Below are 19,916 nucleotides of genomic sequence, written 5' to 3'. Positions count from 1 at the left end.
TACTCCCTCCTGAGAATGGGTCAGAAGGTGTAAACCTTATTCAGGACGGGACACAGACAACAAAAAAGGGCCCACCTTTCGGTGAGCCCTTCTAGACCGCCCAGCAGAGCGGATTTTGTTTGGTAGGCGCGATTGGACTCGAACCAACGACCCCCACCATGTCAAGGTGGTGCTCTAACCAACTGAGCTACGTGCCTGCTGTGAGGCGGCATTCTACGGATTTCCGGAGGGGTGTCAACACCTTTTTTTCACCTAACCCTATGAATATGCAAAATATTTAATTTCTGGCCAGAGAAGAAGATTTTCCGGTGGCTGGCGGAGGTTTTTCAACTCGGGTAGGATCGGCGCACTCGTAAAATATATTAAACAGAGGCTGCAGGATGGCGAATACCCTTTACCCAGAGTCTTATTACGCCGCGTCGGCCAATGCCGTACCGCCACGTCCGGCCTTGCAGGATGATGTGGAGACCGACGTCTGTGTGATTGGCGCCGGGTATACCGGGCTGTCCTCCGCCCTGTTCCTGCTGGAAAACGGTTTTCGCGTGACCGTACTGGAAGCGGCCAAGGTCGGTTTCGGCGCGTCGGGCCGTAATGGTGGCCAGATCGTCAACAGCTACAGCCGCGACATCGACGTGATCGAGCGTACCGTTGGCCCTAAACAGGCGCAACTACTCGGGCAGATGGCTTTTGAGGGCGGGCGGATCATTCGCGAACGCGTGGCCAAGTACAACATTCAGTGCGATCTGAAGGATGGGGGCGTGTTTGCCGCACTGACAGCAAAACAAATGGGCCATCTGGAATCGCAGAAACGCCTGTGGGAGCGTTTCGGCCACACGCAATTAGAGTTGCTGGATCAGCGCCGTATTCGCGAAGTGGTCGCCTGCGATCAATACGTCGGCGGGATGCTCGACATGAGCGGTGGCCACATACATCCACTGAACCTGGCGCTCGGCGAAGCGGCCGCCGTTGAATCCCTCGGCGGCACTATCTATGAGCAATCGCCCGCCGTGCGCATCGAGCGCGGCGCAAACCCGGTCGTGCATACACCGCAAGGCAAGGTCAGAGCCAAATTCATCATCGTCGCCGGCAACGCCTACCTCGGCAATCTGGTGCCGGAGCTGGCAGCCAAATCCATGCCGTGCGGCACCCAGGTGATTACCACGGAGCCGCTGGGTGATGAACTGGCAAAGACCCTGCTGCCTCAGGACTACTGCGTCGAGGACTGCAACTACTTGCTCGATTATTACCGCCTGACGGGCGACAAGCGCCTGATCTTCGGCGGCGGCGTGGTTTATGGCGCACGGGATCCGGCCAACATCGAAGCAATCATCCGCCCGAAAATGCTCAAAGCCTTTCCGCAGCTCAAGGACGTGAAGATCGACTACGCCTGGACAGGAAATTTCCTGCTGACGCTGTCGCGTTTGCCTCAGGTTGGGCGCTTGGGTGACAACATCTATTACTCGCAAGGCTGCAGCGGCCATGGTGTGACTTATACGCATCTGGCCGGCAAGGTGTTGGCCGAGGCATTGCGTGGTCAGGCCGAGCGTTTTGATGCGTTCGCTGATCTGCCGCACTACCCGTTCCCGGGTGGACAAATGTTGCGCACACCGTTTGCAGCGCTAGGCGCTTGGTATTACGGACTGCGCGACAAGTTTGGAATGTAAAAGAAGGCCGCTGGAAAAGCGGCCTTTTATTGAGAGCGAAACACTGTCAGAGCTGATCGCGAGCAATCCCGCTACGAATCCGCAAGATATCGGCAAGCACCGCCAAGGCAATCTCCGCCGGCGTCTTGCTGCCGAGGTTAAGACCAATCGGCGCATGAATCCGCGCCAACTCGCCCTCCCCCAACCCGCCGATACGACGCAAACGCTCGAAGCGCTTCTGCGATGTCTGCTGTGAACCCATGACACCAATGTAGAACGCCTCGGTGCGTACCGCTTCCATCATCGCCAGATCGTCGATACGTGGATCGTGGGTCAGTGCCACCACTGCCGTGTCGCGGTGGCAACCACCGTCGGCAATGAACACCGACGGCAGTTGCCGACGAATCTCCACACCATTGAGAACCACGCCTTCAAGCACTTCATCGCGCGGGTCACAGAGAATCACTTCGAAGCCCAATCCCACGGCAAACTCGGCACACGCCTGCGCCACGCTGGAATACCCGGCGAGCAACAAGCGCTGCGCCGCGCCGACGCGGATACGCACCCGATCGATCTCACGCTCGATCCGCGCACCCTGCTCACGGTCAGCAAACAGACTGCGCGCACCACTGGCCAGATCGACCTCACGAATCACCCGACGCTGACCAAGCAGCGCCGACTCCAGTTCACGCAAATGCGCCTGCACATCACAGTCAGCGTCAAATTTCTCTACCAGCACATCGAGAATGCCGCCACAGGGCAGGCTGACCCGCGAACGCGGATCGTCGCCTTCGCCGTAGCGCACCACGCTGACCGCATCGAGAAACGCACCTTCGGCGACGCGCTCGAGAAAATCCTCCTCGACGCAACCGCCAGACAGCGACCCGATCCACAGTCCGCCATCATTCACTGCCAGCAGCGAACCCGGCGCACGCGGTGCCGAGCCATAAGTGGTCAGCACGGTGCAGAGCCAGATTCGCCGCCCCGCCACCGACCACTCCAGTGCCCGTCGCACCACTTGTAGATCAAGATGCTGCATGTCAGTGCGCCTTGTGCTCAATGGACGGCGCTTCGGCTTGCAGCTTCTGCACCTCGGTCACCGCCAGTTCACCGGACTGACCGCCCCAGCCTTGTCGCAGGTAGTTCAGCAGATCAGTCAGCTGTTCAGGGCTCAACTTATCGGCAAAACCCGGCATCGGCTGCATGTGCTCGAAACCGGCGAACTTCTGTTCGCCGATACCGTCTTCGATCACGCGCAACAGATTGCGTGGATCTTCCAATCGCAGCGTGGTGTTGCCGCGCATGGCCACCGCAATGTGCGGCTTGCCTTCGCCACCAGCGGCGTGGCAACCGGCGCAGACGTTCAAGTAGTCCTGACGGCCGCGCTGGGCGCTTGGGCTGAGCTTGTCCACTGGCACTTCGACCAGTGCTTTGGCTGCCGGCGGTTTATCGCCAAGCAGGAAGGTGGCCATCGCTGCCAGATCGGTGTCGTTCAGCCCCTGAGTACTGTTGTGGAACACCGGGAACATCTCGTTGAACATCGTCCCTTGCGCACTCATGCCGTGCTTGAGGAAGGTACTCAGGTCCTGATGATTCCAGCCGCGCGCCGCCAGATCAGTGGCCAGCAGGCTCGGCGCCAGATAGCCATTGAGGATGCCGCCAGTCATGCGTTTGTCCATCTGCATCGCGCCCGGCAGGCCGCGTGGCGTATGGCACTCGCCGCAGTGGCCGAGGACGTCGACCATGTATTGCCCGCGCTTCCAGGCTTCACTTTTGCCTTCGCCAGACTCAAGTTTCACGTCTTTGCCGTACATCATGTTCCAACCCATCAGGCCCAGACGCACGTTGAACGGAAAGCTGAGGCTGGTGACCGGAGCCGCGCGCTCGATTGGCTCGACGGTTTTCAGGTACGCATGAATCGCGTCCGAATCTTCACGCGGCACCAAGTGATACGAGGTATACGGCATTGCCGGATACAGGTTCGCACCATCGCGACGCTTGCCTGCGGTCAGCGCAGCGAAGAACTCGTCATCGGTATACAAACCGATGCCGTGCTCTTTGCTCGGAGTGATGTTGGTGCCGTAAATCGTGCCAAACGGCGACACAATCGGCAGGCCGCCAGCATACGGCGCGCCACCCGGCGCGGTGTGGCAGGCCATGCAGTCGGCGGCGCGGGCAAGGTACTCGCCGCGCTTGACCTGATCATCGGCATGGGCAAAAAGTACCGGCGCAGCCAGCCCGACCGCCAGGGTCAGGCGGGTGATTAAAAGCTTCATGCTTAACCCTCCTTGACCAGGCCGAGATCGGTTAACACGTTGCGGGTGGCGTTGTAGTAACGCACGTACCCGGTGCAACGGCAGACGTGGTGACCGAGGCTGTCCTCAATGACTTGTTCCAGTTTGCTTTTGACGATCGGCTGGCGTTGCAGCTTTTCAACCAAAACGGTCGCGGCGTTGACGAAGCCCGGCGCGCAGTAGCTGCACTGGAAGGCGAATTCATCGACGAACCGTTGCTGGATCGGATTCAGCTCAGTGACCTGTCCCTGCTCATCGCGGGTCGCATGGCCTTCGATGGTGCGGACTTTTTTGCCTTCGAAGTAATGCGCGCCAGTGATGCAGGTGCGCACTTCTTCGCTGGTGCCGTCCGGGTTGTCGACGATCACCACGCAGGCGTGGCAAATACCCTGGCCACAACCCAGACGCGAACCGGTGAGATTTTTGTATTCGTGCAAGTAGTCGATCATCGGCAGGTCATCAGGGATGTCCACCGGGCCGACGGATTGACCATTAAGGGTCAGTTGAAGCGGACGGTTAGCCATTGAGGGCCTCCTTGATGCGCGCAGCAGTGATAGGCAGATCGCGAACACGTTTACCAATGGCGTGTGCCACGGCATTACCGATGGCACCGACCACCGGGATCATCACCACTTCGGCAATGCCTTTGGACGGGTCGCTTGGCGACAGCGGCGGCAGAATTTCCGCCGTCTGCTTCCACACCGCGACGTGGCGCGCCATCGGCAGACGGTAACGGTTGAAGTTCCAGTCACCCTCCCCTGGCCCACCTTCGTACAGCGGCATTTCTTCCATCAGCGCGTGACCGATACCCATCGCGATGCCGCCTTCGAGCTGACCCTTGACCAGTTCTTCGACCAGCACACGACCGCATTCGACCCACGAATGGTGGTTCAGCACTTCGACTTCCGCCGAGCCTTTGTTGACCTTCAACTCGACCAACGTGGCCACAGGGCTGTAGTAAGTCACCGCCGCGTTGTTCAGTTGAGTTACCGGATAGTTGATGTTCTGGCGATCCAGCAGGTGGAAACCGGCAGTGCTCATCAGCGCCTGCTTGGCTTTCGGTGCGCCGTCGCCGTACTTGACCGCAAGACCGTCGAGCGGCAGACGCTCTTTCACGCCGTCGATGCTGTATTCGGCCTCGGCCCAGCTCCAACGGTTGAAACCATGCACCGTGGCGCCAGTGACCAGACCGCGCTCGTGAGCACGCTTTGCCAGCTCCTCGAAGCTCAGCGGCTGCATGCCGTTGGCGGTGAGTTTGCCGTCAACCCAATGCGCATCTTCGCGACGCACAACATAAGGGTTGGCCTGACCGCCATAAGGGCCCTGACGCCAGATCTCCAGCGCCGCTGGCCACAAGCCGTGGTTGAACAACACACGCGCCGCTTCGCGGGTGGCGTGGCTGAAGTAGTAAGCCGAGTTGGTCGCCGACGACGCCGAGGCCAACTTGCCAACCCAACGCGGATTGCGCAGCAGATTGTCCTGCTCGGCCTGGCTCATGATGTATGGGTTGCCGCTGGTGATCAGCTGCAATTCCTTCCATTCGGTTTCGCCCGTCTTTACTTCGTGGGCGGGACTGCCAAGGAAGTCGGCGACCACCAGGGCTTGCGAAGTAGACATGCCGGTGCCGATTTCGATGCCGATGTGGCGCAAGGTGATGCGACCGTCAGCGGTGAATTCGATGCTGGCCATCGGCGCTTCGGAACCGGTGCCGAAGTCTTTCTGGCAAATGGCGAAACCAACGCCGTACCAGTTATCCGGATCGGCCGCTTCGCGCTGCTTCTTGATCGCGTCGCGGTTTTTCCAGACTTCGTGCACCGAGGCCTTGTCGAGAATTTCGTGCAGGCGCAAGGCACCGGCCGGGATCGCACCCTGGGTGTTTTTCATGCCGGAACGCAGAGCATTCTTGCGACGCAGATCAATCGCGTCGACACCGAGGCGATTGGCGATTTCGTCGACCATCATTTCGGTCGAGGCCATGCTCTGCAGCGTACCGTAACCGCGCATCGAACCCGCCTCAACAGCACGGGAGTGGTAAGCGGTGACTTGCAAGTCGTTCTGCGGCATGTAGTAGATCGACTGCGCCGCCGTAGCGCCAACCGCAGCTACCGATGGGCTGTAGTTGATGCGACCGCCACCGTCGACGCTCATTTCGGCGCGGAAGATCTTGAAGCTGTAGTCATTCTTGTCCACGGCAAGTTGGTAGCGGATGTCGAACGGGTGACGCTTGATGCCGCTCTGGAACTGTTCGTAGCGGTCGTTGGCCAGACGTACCGGCACACCGGCGCCGTACAGCGCAGCAAGGGCTGCGTAGTAGACGAAGATGTTGTGGTCTTTGGAACCGTAGCCCACGGTGTAACCGGGGTGCATGCTCAGATTGGTCAGCCCGAATCGCGACGGCCCGATCATTTTCGCGGTCTCGGTCGCAGTTTCCAGTGGACACTGGGTGGCCACGACGAAGTGCAAAGTCTTGGTTTTCGGATCGTACCAACCGTTGCCGTTATCCGGCTCCATGGCGGCTGGCTCGATCGACGGGGTCTTGTAGCGTTCGTCGAACACCAGCCAGTTGTCCGGTGGTGTGTCGATCTCATTCTTCATGCGCTCGGCGTAGAACAGGCCCCGCTCGGTCAGGTTACCGTGCAGGTTCGGCTGTGAATTCCACACCGGGCGACGGTTTTTCAGCATCGGGAACAGGATCGAGTCCTTGAGGCTGGCGAACTCGTCTTCATCGGCAGAGGTTGGGCCGCCGACGCGCACGTAGCGGAAGCTGCCGTAGGGATCGCCTTCGTAGAACGGCACTTGAGCACCGTAACGAATCGCCTTGTCATTGAATTTGAGTTTGTTCTTCGCCTGACGGAAACGCTCGAAGTCGTTCCAGATCAGGATCGCCACCGGGTGACCGATGAACATCGGCACCTTGCCTTCCGGCAGCAAAGGGTCCGGCGCGTGCTCTTCCGGAAACACGATGCCGTCCTTGACCAAGTCGGCAGCGGTGACGATGCGATCAGGCTGCAAGTCGGCGCCGAGCCACGACAGATCGTAACCCTCGTAGATACGGTCGGCCTTGATGGTTTTCAGCAGCATGGCGTGGCCTTGTTGCTCAGGCCAGCCCGGCATGTCCTTGGAGCGGATGTCTCGGGCAAACACTTTGCTGCCGCAGACTTTAGACAAGGCATCGTTACGCTGGCGCGCCTTGCCGTTGTTGCCGAGCCACTTCTCGGACGGCACGGTCACGCTGTTTTCCATCAAGGCAGCCAGCGCCTGACTGCTGAGCGGCGTGAGCGTGACGCTCACACCCGCCACCAGCCCGCCCTGGAGGAACGAGCGCCGGGATATTTCACGGTTGGACATGGATCATCCTCTGGGCGGTTATGTGTCCGCCCTTCTGGTTATCTACTGGGAATCTCGAGTCTTGCAGAAGCTCTTTCTGGCGAAGCAAAGAGCTGTGTTGACAGTGCAAAGCTGACCGAAAGGTTAACTTTAAAGGTTTCTTCGGCCGCGGCAAACAACCAGTTACAAAAATTTGACTAAAGAATCAAAAAATCAATGCGACGTGGCATCGCAGCAGGTCCGTAGGGATAACCAGGCGTGCCTATGCGGGATCTGTATTGGACAGTGGATGGGGGGAACAGGAAGAGAGAGAGAGTGGAGGGTCAAATTTCAGACACAAAAAACCCCGGTCTTTCGACCAGGGTCTTTGCTATCGGATCCGACTCAGCAATGCTGACTTCGGTGCTTCAAGGCGTTCAGTGGGTCCTTGAAGCAGATATGGCGCAGCGGACGGGACTCGAACCCGCGACCCCCGGCGTGACAGGCCGGTATTCTAACCGACTGAACTACCGCTGCGTATCGCTTTGAGCTTGCGCTCAAGTAACTCGTTTTGACTGAAAGCTTCGGTGCTTTGCAATCGCGAACCAGACATGTCTGATTCGTTAAATATGGCGCAGCGGACGGGACTCGAACCCGCGACCCCCGGCGTGACAGGCCGGTATTCTAACCGACTGAACTACCGCTGCGCGTCGGTGCAGGCACTTTCAGCCTACGCTCTTGCTTTAGCAAGTTAGTCGGAAGTGGTGGGTGATGACGGGATCGAACCGCCGACATTCTGCTTGTAAGGCAGACGCTCTCCCAGCTGAGCTAATCACCCGTTTGCATCTCCGAGGCCGCGAAATTTACGCAGGTAGCGAACCTAAGTCAATAGCAGGATTGAAGTTTTTCTAAAAAAGACGAAATAGAGTCATTCCGTATAGATCATCTTCTTGGTCATACCGCCATCGACCACAAATTCCTGCCCGGTAACAAACCCGGCATTGCGCGATAGCAGCCAGGCAACCATCGCCGCCACATCCTCGACCGTCCCTACCCTGCCCGCCGGATGCTGGGCATGATCGGCATCAGCCAGGGGCTCAGCCCGACGCGCAGACGGATCCCGCGCATCGATCCAGCCCGGGCTGACCGCATTGACGCGAATCTCCGGCCCAAGGCTGATGGCCAGCGCATGCGTCAGTGCCAGCAATCCACCCTTGCTCGCTGCATAGGCCTCAGTATCCGGCTCAGACTGCCCGGCACGCGTCGATGCCAGATTGACGATCGAGCCGTTATGCGCACGCAGATACGGCGCGCAGTGCTTGGCCAACAGCATCGGCCCACTGAGATTCACCGCCAACACCCGGTTCCAGTAAACCAGATCAAGGCTTTCCAGGGTGATGTTGTGCGGATCGGCCACCGCCGCGTTGCACACCAGCGCATCGAGACGGCCAAACTGCCCCAGCACTTCGGCCACACCGAGAGCCACCTGACTTTCATCGGCAACGTCCATGGCAATGAACCAGGCGTTTTCGCCCAGCACTTTCGCCACTTTCGAACCACGCGCACGATCCAGGTCAGTCAGCACCACTTGCCAGCCTTCACTGATCAGCCATGCCGCGATACCAAGACCGATGCCGCGCGCAGCCCCCGTGACCAGCGCAACGCGGCCATGGGTGGCGGCTTTCGGAGTGGACAACTCGATCACAATGCCGCCAGACCGCGCGCCAGATCGGCTTGCAGATCAGCCACGTCTTCCAGACCGACCGCAACGCGAATCAGACTGTCACGAATGCCCGCCGCTTCACGCTCCTGCGGCGCCAGACGACCGTGGGACGTGGTGCTCGGGTGGGTGATGGTGGTTTTGCTGTCGCCGAGGTTGGCGGTGATCGAAATCAACCGCGTCGCGTCGATAAAGCGCCACGCGCCCTCTTTGCCGCCCTTGACCTCAAAACTCACCACTGCACCGAAGCCCTTCTGCTGACGCTGCGCCAGCTCATGCTGCGGATGACTCTTGAGACCGGCGTAATGGACTTTCTCGATGCCATCCTGCTGCTCCAGCCATTCGGCCAGTTGCTGGGCATTGGCACAGTGGGCCTTCATCCGCAGGTTCAAGGTTTCCAGACCTTTGAGGAAGATCCACGCATTGAACGGACTCAGGGTCGGCCCGGCGGTACGCAGGAAGCCGACTACCTCTTTCATCTGCTCGGCGCGACCGGCAACCACGCCGCCCATGCAACGGCCCTGACCGTCGATGAACTTGGTCGCAGAATGCACGACGATATCGGCGCCGAGCTTCAGCGGCTGCTGCAACGCAGGCGTGCAGAAGCAGTTGTCGACCACCAGCATTGCGCCTTTGGCGTGAGCGATTTGCGCCAGCGCAGCGATGTCCACCAGCTCAGCCAGCGGATTGGACGGCGACTCGACAAAGAGCAATTTGGTGTTGGACTTGATCGCCGCATCCCAGGCCGACAGCTCGGCCAACGGTACGTAATCGACTTCCACGCCGAAACGCTTGAAGTACTTCTCGAACAGACTGATCGTCGAACCGAACACGCTGCGCGATACCAGCACGTGATCGCCGGCACTGCACAGGCTCATGACCACAGCCATGATCGCGGCCATACCGGTCGCAGTCGCAACTGCCTGCTCGGCACTTTCCAGCGCGGCGATGCGCTCTTCGAACGCGCGCACGGTCGGATTGGTGTAACGCGAGTAAACGTTGCCCGGCACTTCCCCGGCAAACCGCGCGGCCGCGTCAGCAGCGGTGCGGAACACATAGCTGGAGGTGAAGAACATCGGATCACCGTGCTCGCCTTCCGGCGTACGGTGCTGACCGGCACGTACGGCCAGGGTATCGAACGCTACGCCTTCGAGATCGCTGTCCAGCCGACCGGCATCCCATTCCTGACTCATGCTGTCACTCCTCGCCCTGTTCTAAATAAATAAAAGTCTTTTGCCAGATACAAAACCGGCCCCTCAGGGCCGGTAGAAACTCAGTTGTTGTACAGATCGATGATCGCACTGACCGCCTGGGTTTTGACCTTCGAGGCATCGTTGCGTGCCTGTTCGATCTTGTCCAGATAAGCCTCGTCGACGTCGCCGGTGACGTACTTGCCGTCGAACACCGCGCAATCGAAGTTCTCGATCTTGATCTTGCCGCCACCGACCGCTTCGATCAAGTCAGGCAAGTCCTGATAGATCAGCCAGTCTGCGCCGATCAGATCAGCCACGTCCTGAGTCGAACGGTTGTGGGCGATCAGCTCGTGAGCGCTCGGCATGTCGATGCCGTAGACGTTCGGGAAGCGCACTGCCGGAGCAGCCGAGCAGAAGTAGACGTTTTTCGCGCCGGCTTCGCGGGCCATCTGAATGATCTGCTTGCACGTGGTGCCGCGCACGATGGAGTCATCCACCAGCATCACGTTCTTGCCGCGGAACTCCAGCTCGATGGCGTTGAGCTTCTGGCGTACCGATTTCTTGCGGGCAGCCTGGCCCGGCATGATGAAGGTACGGCCGATGTAACGGTTCTTGACGAAACCCTCGCGGAATTTCACGCCCAGATGATTGGCCAGCTCCAGCGCTGCGGTGCGGCTGGTGTCCGGAATCGGGATGACCACGTCGATGTCGTGCTCAGGACGCTCGCGGAGGATCTTCTCGGCAAGCTTCTCACCCATGCGCAGACGAGCCTTGTACACCGACACACCGTCGATGATCGAGTCCGGACGCGCCAGATAGACGTGTTCGAAGATGCACGGGGTCAGGGACGGGTTGGTCGCGCACTGACGGGTGTGCAGCTTGCCGTCTTCAGTGATGTAGACCGCTTCGCCCGGCGCCAGGTCGCGAATCAGGGTGAAACCGAGCACGTCCAGCGAAACGCTTTCCGAGGCGATCATGTACTCGACGCCTTCGTCGGTATGACGCTGGCCGAACACGATCGGGCGGATGCCGTGTGGGTCGCGGAAACCGACGATGCCGTAACCGGTGATCATCGCTACTACCGCGTAACCGCCGACGCAACGGTTGTGCACATCGGTCACCGCGGCAAACACGTCTTCTTCGGTCGGTTGCAGCTTGCCGCGCTGGGCCAGCTCGTGAGCGAACACGTTGAGCAGCACTTCCGAGTCGGAACTGGTGTTGACGTGACGCAGATCGGATTCGTAGATTTCTTTGGCCAACTGCTCAACGTTGGTCAGGTTACCGTTATGCGCCAGAGTGATGCCGTAAGGCGAGTTGACGTAAAACGGCTGGGCTTCGGCCGAAGTCGAGCTGCCCGCTGTCGGGTAGCGGACGTGGCCGATACCCATATGGCCGACCAGACGCTGCATGTGGCGCTGATGAAACACGTCACGCACCAGGCCATTGTCCTTGCGCAAGAACAACCGGCCATCATGGCTGGTCACGATACCGGCAGCGTCCTGGCCGCGGTGCTGGAGCACGGTTAGCGCGTCATACAGCGCCTGATTGACGTTCGACTTACCGACGATACCGACGATGCCACACATGCGACGCAACCCCTACTTAATGGATCTGAACTGAACAACACTCACTGTGGCGTTTTCGCCGACGGCAAGAGTTGCTCCTTGAACGGAATATCAGCGGGTACGCTGATTCCGCTGGCAAGCCACTGACTGCTCCACCCGAGAATCAGGTTTTTGGACCAGTCGGCGACCAATAGAAACTTTGGCACGAGCTGTGATTCTTTCCACCACCCGTCCTGCTGTACCGGCCCCAGGCTCAATAGCCCGACTGCCACGACCACCAGCAACACGCCACGCGCAGCGCCGAAGGCCATGCCCAGGAATCGGTCGGTCCCGGACAACCCGGTGACGCGAACCAACTCGCCGATAAGATAATTGATCATTGCGCCCACGATCAGTGTGGCGACAAACATGATGGCACAGCCCGCGATCACGCGAGCCGATGGGGTTTCGATGTATCCGGCGAGGTACTCGGACAGTGAGCCACCGAACATCCAGGCGACGACTCCTGCGATGATCCAGGTCACCAGCGATAATGCTTCCTTGACGAAGCCGCGGCTCAAACTGATCAAAGCGGAGATGGCGATGATTGCAACGATCGCCCAGTCAACCCAGGTAAATGGCACAGTGCAGCCTACAGACGGATAAGGCGGCGCATTTTAGCAGAGCGCATGGCTATCGGTAAGCTGCGATTTTCAGTGCATTTCAATCGAATCGATAGATCTTAGCCACGCTCGGGCTGGAAGCGCACGACAAAGCCCTTGAGGTTCTGCTGACGGCTCAACAGATCACGCAGACGATCGGCCTCGGCACGCTCGATCAGCGGCCCGACGAACACCCGATTCTTGCCATCGGCAGAGCGGATGTAAGCGTTATACCCCTGGCTGCGCAGGTTTTTTTGCAAGCTTTCGGCGCTGGCGCGACTCGACAGGCTCGCCAGTTGAACCGACCAGCTCACCGACAGACCATTGGCATCGACACGGCTTTGCGCGGCATCAGGCTTGGTCGACGCAGCAGCGATCGGCTGAGCAGGCGCCGGAATCGGCTTGGCCACCGCAGGCGGCGCAGTCGGTTTGGCGATTGCTATGGGAGCTGTCGGCGCCGGGGCAGGCGCGATCGGTGCAGCAGGTGCAGTGTCTTCTGCGACCTCTTCATCCGTTGGCACAGGTTCTTGCGGCAAAGCTTGCGGCTCAGGCACGGCCACCGATTCCAATTGCACCTGCGGCACAGAAGGGGCTTGCGGAGCAGCCGGGGCCTCGACAGTCACTTGCCGCTGTTCGTCCTGACGGGAAAACAGCATCGGCAGGAAAATCACCGCCAGCGCTACCAGCACCAGCGCGCCAACCATGCGCTGCTTGTACGCTTTATCCAGCAAAGCCATTTGCCGCTTCCTCCGTGGAGCGCCGGGCCAGCCATTCAAGGGCCTCGGCGACACAATAAAATGATCCGAACAACAGAATCTCGTCGTCGCGGGTTGCGACTGCGCACTGCCCTTCCAAAGCGGCGGCAACACTGTCGTAAGACGTGACCGATGCGCCAAGGTTCTGCAAGGTCGCATGCAATTCTGCTACCGGACGCGCGCGCGGCGAATCCAGCGGCGCCACGGCCCAGTGCTGGACACTAGCATTCAATTCGCTGACAACACCATCCAGATCCTTGTCCGCCAGCAAGCCGAACACCGCCAGACGCTTGCCGACCGGAGGTCGCGAGGCCAGACAACGGGCTAAATACTCGGCCGCGTGCGGGTTATGACCCACATCCAGTAACAGATTCAGGCGCTTGCCGTTCCATTGGAACGAACGACGATCCAGCCGACCGACCACGCGAGTCGCCTGCAAGGCGGCCACAATTTGCCGGGCACTCCATGGCAAACCGAGCAGCAGATAAGCCTGCAACGCCAGCGCGGCGTTTTCCATCGGCAGATCGAGCAATGGCAAGTCGTGCAATTCGACAACCTGGCCCTGCGCATCGGTGCCGCGCCACTGCCAGTTCTGGTCAGTGATGCCAAGGTCAAAGTCGCGTCCACGCAGAAAGAACGGGCATGCCAGTTCGCGCGCTTTATCGAGCAACGGTTGCGGAGGATTCAGGTCGCCACACAAGGCAGGCTTGCCCTGGCGGAAGATACCAGCCTTCTCGAAGGCCACCGACTCACGGGTGTCGCCCAGATAATCGGCGTGATCGACGCCAATGCTGGTGACCAGCGCGATATCGGCGTCTACCACGTTGACCGTGTCCAGACGCCCGCCCAGACCGACTTCCAGCACCACCGCATCGAGCCCGGCCTGTTGAAACAGCCAGAACGCCGCCAGGGTGCCCATTTCGAAGTAAGTCAGGGAAGTTTCGCCGCGCCCGGCCTCGACCGCTGCAAAGGCTTCGCACAGCTGTGCGTCAGTGGCTTCGACACCATTGAGCTGCACCCGCTCGTTGTAACGCAGCAGGTGCGGAGAATTGTAGACACCAACGCTCAGGCCCTGCGCCCGTAGCAACGAAGCCACGAATGCGCAGGTCGACCCCTTGCCGTTGGTGCCGGTGACCGTAATCACCCGAGGCGCCGGCTGGCCCAGCCCCATGCGGGACGCTACCTGTTGCGAACGCTCCAGGCCCATGTCGATGGCCGACGGATGCAACTGCTCAAGGTAGGCGAGCCACTCGCCAAGGGTGCGCTCGGTCATAGGCCAGCAGGCACGGGCGGAACCACGATCGGCTCGATTGGCGCCGCGACGAATTTTGGCGTCGGCTTGCCAGTCATTTGTGCCAGCAGGTTACCCAGACGTGGGCGAAGTTCCTGACGGTGGATGATCATGTCGATCGCACCGTGCTCCAGCAGGAATTCACTGCGCTGGAAGCCTTCCGGAAGTTTTTCACGTACGGTCTGCTCGATGACACGCGGACCGGCGAAACCGATCAGAGCCTTAGGTTCGCCGACGATCACGTCGCCGAGCATCGCCAGACTGGCGGAAACGCCGCCGTAGACCGGATCGGTCAGTACGGAGATGAACGGAATGCCTTCTTCACGCAGACGCGCCAGCACGGCCGAAGTCTTGGCCATCTGCATCAGCGAGATCAGGGCTTCCTGCATACGCGCACCACCGGAGGCGGCGAAGCAAATCATCGGGCAACGATTTTCCAGTGCGTAGTTGGCAGCGCGTACGAAACGCTCACCAACGATGGCGCCCATGGAGCCGCCCATGAAGCTGAATTCAAACGCCGAAACCACCACCGGCATGCCCAGCAGGGTGCCACTTACGGAAATCAGTGCGTCTTTTTCGCCAGTCTGCTTCTGCGCAGCGGTCAGGCGATCCTTGTACTTCTTGCCGTCGCGGAATTTCAGACGGTCAACCGGCTCCAGATCGGCACCCAGTTCGTTGCGACCTTCGGCATCGAGGAAGATGTCGATACGCGCACGTGCGCCGATGCGCATGTGGTGGTTGCACTTGGGGCAAACGTCCAGGGTCTTTTCCAGCTCCGGACGATACAGCACAGCCTCGCAGGACGGGCATTTGTGCCACAGACCTTCAGGCACCGAGCTCTTCTTGACCTCCGAACGCATGATCGAAGGGATCAGTTTGTCTACTAACCAGTTGCTCATGCTTTCTTTCTCCAGTACCGGCGGCCCGAACGCTCTGGTTCGCAGCCCCGCGTATGCCCTTCAGCTAAATTCATGTGTGTGGCGATGATTGCTGGACAGCCACGGTCAGTGCGAAACATGACCTGCGTGCCATCCGGAAACCCTCAGCCTCGCCTGCTTTATGCAGGTGCATTGATGGACGGCGGCAGTTCGCCAGCCGTCACATTCATATCCCGCGTACAGCGTTGATAAACGCGCGAATCTTTGCGTGATCCTTGATGCCCTTGCTCGCCTCTACCCCGCCGCTGACATCGACTGCATACGGGTGAACCCGCGCCACGGCATCTGCGACGTTCTCCGGAGTGAGCCCGCCCGCCAGAATCAGCGGCTTACTCAACTCCCGAGGAATCAATGACCAGTCAAACGCCTCGCCGGTTCCGCCGGGCACACCTTCAACGTAGGTATCAAGCAATACGCCGCTGGCACTCGGATAAGCGTTGCAGGCGGCAGCAATATCATCGCCAGCCTTGACTCGCAGCGCCTTGATGTACGGACGATGCCAGCCTTCACACTCCTCAGCGGTCTCGTCACCGTGAAACTGCAACAGATCCAGCGGTACGGCATCGAGGATTTCCCCCAACTCACAGCGGCTGGCATTAACGAACAGCCCTACCGTGGTCACGAACGGCGGCAATGCCTTGATGATCGCCCGAGCCTGCTGCACGGTTACCGCGCGCGGGCTCTTGGGGTAAAACACGAATCCGATCGCATCCGCCCCAGCCTCAACGGCGGCCAGCGCATCTTCTATGCGGGTAATCCCGCAGATCTTGCTGCGAACGGCTGACATGTCGAGAAAAACTCCGAGGCAAATCCGGGAAAGTCCCGGATGGTAACAAAAGCGCTCGAGGGCGTCAGCCGTCAAGTTCCGAGAAACCCGTAAGGAAGTGTGGCCCGATAAAACGCTCGGGCAACGGGAATTCGTCGTGGTACTCGACCTGCACGAGATACAACCCATATGGATGCGCCGTGACACCACCGGAACGGCGTTCGCGGCTTTCCAGCACTTCCTTCATCCACTCAACTGGCCGCTCGCCAGCACCGATGGTCATCAGCACGCCGGCGATGTTGCGCACCATGTGATGCAGGAAGGCGTTGGCGCGAATGTCGAGCACGATCATCTTGCCGTGACGGGTGACGCGCAGGTGATGCATCTTCTTGATCGGTGATTTGGCCTGACATTGCCCTGCGCGGAAGGCGCTGAAATCATGAGTGCCTATCAGATACTGAGCGGCCTCGGCCATGCGCTCGACATCCAGCGGGCGGTGGTTCCAGGTGATTTCTTCGTTGAGATGCGCCGGACGAATCTGGTCGTTGTAGATGACGTAACGATAACGCCGGGCGATGGCTTTGAACCGCGCGTGAAAATGCGCCGGCATGACCCGCGCCCAACTGACGCTGATGTCGTGGGGCAGGTTGATATTGGCGCCCATCACCCAGGCTTTCAGCGAGCGATTGACCTGAGTGTCGAAATGCACCACTTGTCCGCAGGCGTGCACGCCTGCGTCGGTACGGCCGGCACACTGCAGGGAAACCGGCGCATTGGCGACTTTCGACAGGGCTTTCTCAAGCTCTTCCTGCACCGTCGACACACCCGTTAACTGACGCTGCCAGCCGCTGTAGCGCGAGCCTTTGTATTCAACGCCAAGCGCGACGCGGTAAAAGCCGTCGGGGGCCATTTCGGCGACCGGGTTATCTATGTTTGCCAAGGTGGGACAGCCTGCTGTTTTTGCAAAGGCGGGCATTATAGGGCCTCAAGATCAAAAGATCGCAGCCTTCGACAGCTCCTACATAAAAACGCGGATCACGATGCAGGAGCTGTCGAAGGCTGCGATCTTTTGCTTTTGGAAAAACAAACAAAAACGGCAGCCTCGATGGGCTGCCGTTCTGTTGACTGCTGAACGCTGACTCAGGCCAGGTTGGAAAGCATTTCCTTCGCTTCGCCGCGCTGTTTCTCGTCACCTTCGGTCAACACTTCGTTGAGGATGTCGCGTGCACCGTCGCTGTCGCCCATATCGATGTAGGCCTGGGCCAGATCGAGTTTGGTGGCCGCTTCGTCAGTACCGGCAAGGAAGTCGAAATCATCTTCGCCCAGATCATCACCCATTGCCGCATCGGCTTCGGTGAAAGTCGGTTCGGCGATGCTTTGCGACAGACGATCCAGCTCGGCGTTGACATCGTCCAGTTCGGCAGCAAACGCATCAGGCTCGGCCGGATTGCTGTCCATTTCGTCAGCCAGCGACAGATCGAAATCGGCTGGCAGCTCCAGGTCATCCTGCGGCACGTCGGCAACGACCGGCGCCTCGACAGCTGGCAGATCCTTCACGCCTTCGTCCAGATCCAGCAGGAAGTCGTCATCGGCCAATGCCACGGGCGCAGGCTCAGCGCCAAGGTCCATGTCCAGGTCGAAGTCCGACAGATCGTCCAGATTCTCTTTGATTTCGGTCTGCTGTTGCAGCACCGACTCGAAGCTCAGGTCATCGTCCGACGGGAACTCGTCGAGCTCGATCGGAGCTTCTGGCTCGACCACTGGCGCAGGCTCAACCGGGGTAATGTTGTCGAGATCGTCCAGACTCAGATCAAACGCGCTGTCGAGATTGTCTTCAACAGGAGTCGATTCCGGCGCTTGCGGCTCATCCAGCAGCAGATCCTTGACGTACTGCGCATCCAGCTCGGCAGCAATAGCCGCTGCCGCCAGACCGCCGGCGACCGCTACGGCCATGGCCGGGAAGCGGCTTTTCAGCTCTTCGACCTTGGCGAAGTTGTCGCCATTGGCCACCAGCTGACGCTCCTGAGCAACGAACGCATCACGATCACCTTGCTGACCGTAAACTTCCATCAGCTTCAGACGCAGGTCGCTGCGCTGTGGCTCAAAGCTGACGCCCTCTTCCAGCAACGCGGCTGCCTGATTCAGGCGACCGGCATTGATGTGCGACTGCGCCTTGTCCAGCACGTCGTCGGAGCGCTCGGCTGCCGGGGCAACCAGTGGCGCGGCAATCGGTTCGGCCATGACCACCGGCGCAACTACTGCTGCCGGGATTGGAGATGGCGCAGGAGTTGGCGTGTTCAGTTTGACGCTGGCGGCCGGTGTTTCCAGACCTTCAAAGCTGCTTTCCGGCAGATCCTGCTCGGCGGAGAACTCTTGTTCTTCAGCCAGGGCGCGGGCCATGCGCACATGTTTCTCGGCTTCCTGCTGGGCTTTACGGCGACGGGCCAAAAGCAACAGCAGGAGCAGCAGAACCACAGCACCGCCACCGATCAGACCCAGCAGGATCGGATTGGTCAGCAACTCGTTAAACGTCTTCTCGTCATCGACAACCGGTTTCGGCTCGACCACCGGAGTTTCAGCCGGTGTCTCAGCCGGCGGCGCAATAGCCGATTCCGGCGTAGGCGATGCCGCTGCCGCTTCTGCTGGTGTGGCTGGCGGAGTGGCGGCCAGTTCGGCAGTGATCGCTGGAACCGGTGCGACGGCAGGATTGGCGGCTGGCGCGGCACCCGACCCTTCAGCCTGCATCTTCGCCAGTTGATTGTTCTTCAGTTCGATCAGCTTTTGCAGCTTGTCCAGCTGACTTTGCAGATCGGACATGCGGCTTTTCAGTTCCTCGTTGTCACGACGGGTCGTGTCGAGGCTTTCCTGGGTCACGGCGAGCTTGTTGCTCAGGGCCTTGGCATCGCCGGCCGGGCCGTTGCCGCGCGCCTTGGCGCTTTCGGCGGAGACCAGGCTCAGATTGTCCTGGGCATTGGGCGAAGCGCCGGCATTGCCGCGACCACGATTAGTCGCATCGAGTTGCTGCTGGCCAGTGCCAGGCTTGGCCACGTAACGACGCCCCTGACGCCATGCTTCGTTTTGTGCCGCGACTTCAGCAATAGCTTTCGACTGTGGCAGCGAAGTACTTTGTACCGAGTCAGGCAGACGCAGCACCTGGCCGGTTTTCAATCGATTGATGTTGCCGCCAATGAACGCATCCGGGTTCAGCGCTTGAATGGCCAGCATGGTCTGCTGCACCGAACCGCCGGTGCGCGCCTTCGCGGCGATTTCCCACAGGGTATCGCGCGGCGTGGTGGTGTATTGATTCGAGTGAGTGGCGCCAGTGGTCGGCGCAGTGACGGTTTGCGACGGTGCTGGCTGAGCGGCAGCATCAGCGGTCTGCGGCGAGAACTTCGACGGATCCAGCAGCACGCTGTAATCGCGCAGCAGACGGCCATTCGGCCACATCACCTGGACGAGGAATTTCACCATCGGTTCCGACAGTGGCTTGCTCGAGGTCACGCGCAACACGCTCTTGCCGCTGGCGTTGAGCACCGGGGTAAACGTCAGATCGTTAAGGAATGCCTGGCGATCAACACCGGCCTTGGCGAAATCTTCCGGCGAGGCGAGGCTCGGCACCACTTCGGCAGCGGTGAGATCCTTGACGTCGAGCAGCTCGATCTCGGCCACCAGCGGCTGGTTCAGGGTCGACTTCAGGGTCAGCTCCCCGAGCCCGAGGGCATGCGCCATACCGGAGGACAGCGCCGAGGCGGCCGCTATTGCTAACACCAGTTTGCGAACTTGAACCATAGCCTCATCCTTTGT

16 protein-coding genes and 4 tRNA genes are annotated in these 19,916 nt (G+C 59.9%); 2 read left to right on the top strand and 18 right to left on the bottom strand.

Annotation, left to right across the window (positions count from 1 at the left end):
• Nucleotides 1–120: 120 nt before the first annotated feature.
• Nucleotides 121–197 (bottom strand) — tRNA-Val (locus ACA043_RS10285).
• 183 nt (nucleotides 198–380) lie between these two features.
• Between ACA043_RS10285 and ACA043_RS10280 the strand changes: the two genes are divergently transcribed.
• The gene (locus ACA043_RS10280) at nucleotides 381–1,664 is read left to right on the top strand and encodes an NAD(P)/FAD-dependent oxidoreductase (protein WP_187676949.1); all 1,284 of its coding nucleotides are present in this window, start codon (nucleotides 381–383) and stop codon (nucleotides 1,662–1,664) included.
• Nucleotides 1,665–1,710: 46 nt separating this feature from the next.
• Here ACA043_RS10280 and ACA043_RS10275 read toward each other — a convergent pair whose 3' ends face one another.
• From ACA043_RS10275 to truA, 16 genes are all read right to left on the bottom strand, one after another.
• A complete protein-coding gene (locus tag ACA043_RS10275) occupies nucleotides 1,711–2,682 on the bottom strand; it encodes an XdhC family protein (protein WP_497659114.1) in 972 nt (323 codons plus the stop codon).
• A gap of 1 nt (nucleotide 2,683) precedes the next feature.
• Nucleotides 2,684–3,919 carry a c-type cytochrome gene (locus ACA043_RS10270; protein WP_489881443.1) on the bottom strand — a complete coding sequence of 412 codons (1,236 nt, stop codon included), beginning with the start codon at nucleotides 3,917–3,919 and terminating at the stop codon, nucleotides 2,684–2,686.
• 2 nt (nucleotides 3,920–3,921) lie between these two features.
• Entirely contained in the window at nucleotides 3,922–4,461 is a 540-nt protein-coding gene (locus ACA043_RS10265) for a (2Fe-2S)-binding protein (RefSeq protein ID WP_187676946.1), read from the bottom strand.
• The gene (locus ACA043_RS10260) at nucleotides 4,454–7,285 is read right to left on the bottom strand and encodes a xanthine dehydrogenase family protein molybdopterin-binding subunit (RefSeq protein ID WP_497659113.1); all 2,832 of its coding nucleotides are present in this window, start codon (nucleotides 7,283–7,285) and stop codon (nucleotides 4,454–4,456) included. The genes ACA043_RS10265 and ACA043_RS10260 overlap by 8 nt, the downstream gene beginning before the upstream one ends.
• Nucleotides 7,286–7,703: 418 nt before the next feature.
• A tRNA-Asp gene (locus ACA043_RS10255) sits at nucleotides 7,704–7,780 on the bottom strand.
• Nucleotides 7,781–7,873: 93 nt separating this feature from the next.
• Nucleotides 7,874–7,950: transfer RNA gene (locus tag ACA043_RS10250), tRNA-Asp, on the bottom strand.
• Between the two features lie 55 nt (nucleotides 7,951–8,005).
• Nucleotides 8,006–8,081 (bottom strand) — tRNA-Val (locus tag ACA043_RS10245).
• A 90-nt stretch (nucleotides 8,082–8,171) separates the two neighbouring features.
• A complete protein-coding gene (locus tag ACA043_RS10240; protein WP_497659112.1) occupies nucleotides 8,172–8,948 on the bottom strand; it encodes an SDR family oxidoreductase in 777 nt (258 codons plus the stop codon).
• On the bottom strand, nucleotides 8,945–10,156 hold the full coding sequence (locus ACA043_RS10235) for an O-succinylhomoserine sulfhydrylase (RefSeq protein WP_489878733.1): 1,212 nt from the start codon (nucleotides 10,154–10,156) through the stop codon (nucleotides 8,945–8,947). The genes ACA043_RS10240 and ACA043_RS10235 overlap by 4 nt, the downstream gene beginning before the upstream one ends.
• A gap of 80 nt (nucleotides 10,157–10,236) precedes the next feature.
• Nucleotides 10,237–11,742 carry an amidophosphoribosyltransferase gene (gene purF, locus ACA043_RS10230; RefSeq protein ID WP_086793216.1) on the bottom strand — a complete coding sequence of 502 codons (1,506 nt, stop codon included), beginning with the start codon at nucleotides 11,740–11,742 and terminating at the stop codon, nucleotides 10,237–10,239.
• 41 nt (nucleotides 11,743–11,783) lie between these two features.
• Nucleotides 11,784–12,344 (bottom strand): CvpA family protein, encoded by a 561-nt coding sequence (locus ACA043_RS10225; RefSeq protein ID WP_007913461.1) that lies wholly within the window; start codon nucleotides 12,342–12,344, stop codon nucleotides 11,784–11,786.
• A 98-nt stretch (nucleotides 12,345–12,442) separates the two neighbouring features.
• Nucleotides 12,443–13,099, bottom strand: coding sequence for an SPOR domain-containing protein (locus ACA043_RS10220; protein ID WP_489878732.1), 657 nt, complete (start codon nucleotides 13,097–13,099; stop codon nucleotides 12,443–12,445).
• A complete protein-coding gene (folC, locus tag ACA043_RS10215) occupies nucleotides 13,083–14,390 on the bottom strand; it encodes a bifunctional tetrahydrofolate synthase/dihydrofolate synthase (protein WP_497659111.1) in 1,308 nt (435 codons plus the stop codon). The genes ACA043_RS10220 and folC overlap by 17 nt, the downstream gene beginning before the upstream one ends.
• On the bottom strand, nucleotides 14,387–15,307 hold the full coding sequence (gene accD / locus ACA043_RS10210) for an acetyl-CoA carboxylase, carboxyltransferase subunit beta (protein WP_016984535.1): 921 nt from the start codon (nucleotides 15,305–15,307) through the stop codon (nucleotides 14,387–14,389). Before accD ends, folC begins: the two co-directional genes overlap by 4 nt.
• Before the next feature lie 205 nt (nucleotides 15,308–15,512).
• Entirely contained in the window at nucleotides 15,513–16,133 is a 621-nt protein-coding gene (locus ACA043_RS10205) for a phosphoribosylanthranilate isomerase (RefSeq protein ID WP_401272083.1), read from the bottom strand.
• A 64-nt stretch (nucleotides 16,134–16,197) separates the two neighbouring features.
• Entirely contained in the window at nucleotides 16,198–17,022 is an 825-nt protein-coding gene (gene truA / locus ACA043_RS10200) for a tRNA pseudouridine(38-40) synthase TruA (protein WP_497659632.1), read from the bottom strand.
• Between the two features lie 19 nt (nucleotides 17,023–17,041).
• On the opposite strand from truA, the gene ACA043_RS10195 reads away from it, so the two are divergent.
• Nucleotides 17,042–17,251, top strand: a complete 210-nt coding sequence (locus tag ACA043_RS10195) for a hypothetical protein (protein ID WP_497659110.1) — start codon at nucleotides 17,042–17,044, stop codon at nucleotides 17,249–17,251.
• A 1-nt stretch (nucleotide 17,252) separates the two neighbouring features.
• Here the strand turns inward: ACA043_RS10195 and ACA043_RS10190 are convergent, their stop codons facing one another.
• A complete protein-coding gene (locus ACA043_RS10190; protein ID WP_497659109.1) occupies nucleotides 17,253–19,901 on the bottom strand; it encodes a motility hub landmark protein FimV in 2,649 nt (882 codons plus the stop codon).
• Nucleotides 19,902–19,916: the final 15 nt, after the last annotated feature.

The organism is Pseudomonas sp. LBUM1648 (genome assembly GCF_059716145.1).
Note: the sequence above shows the minus strand (reverse complement) of the source record. Positions and strands in the feature narration are given on the sequence as shown.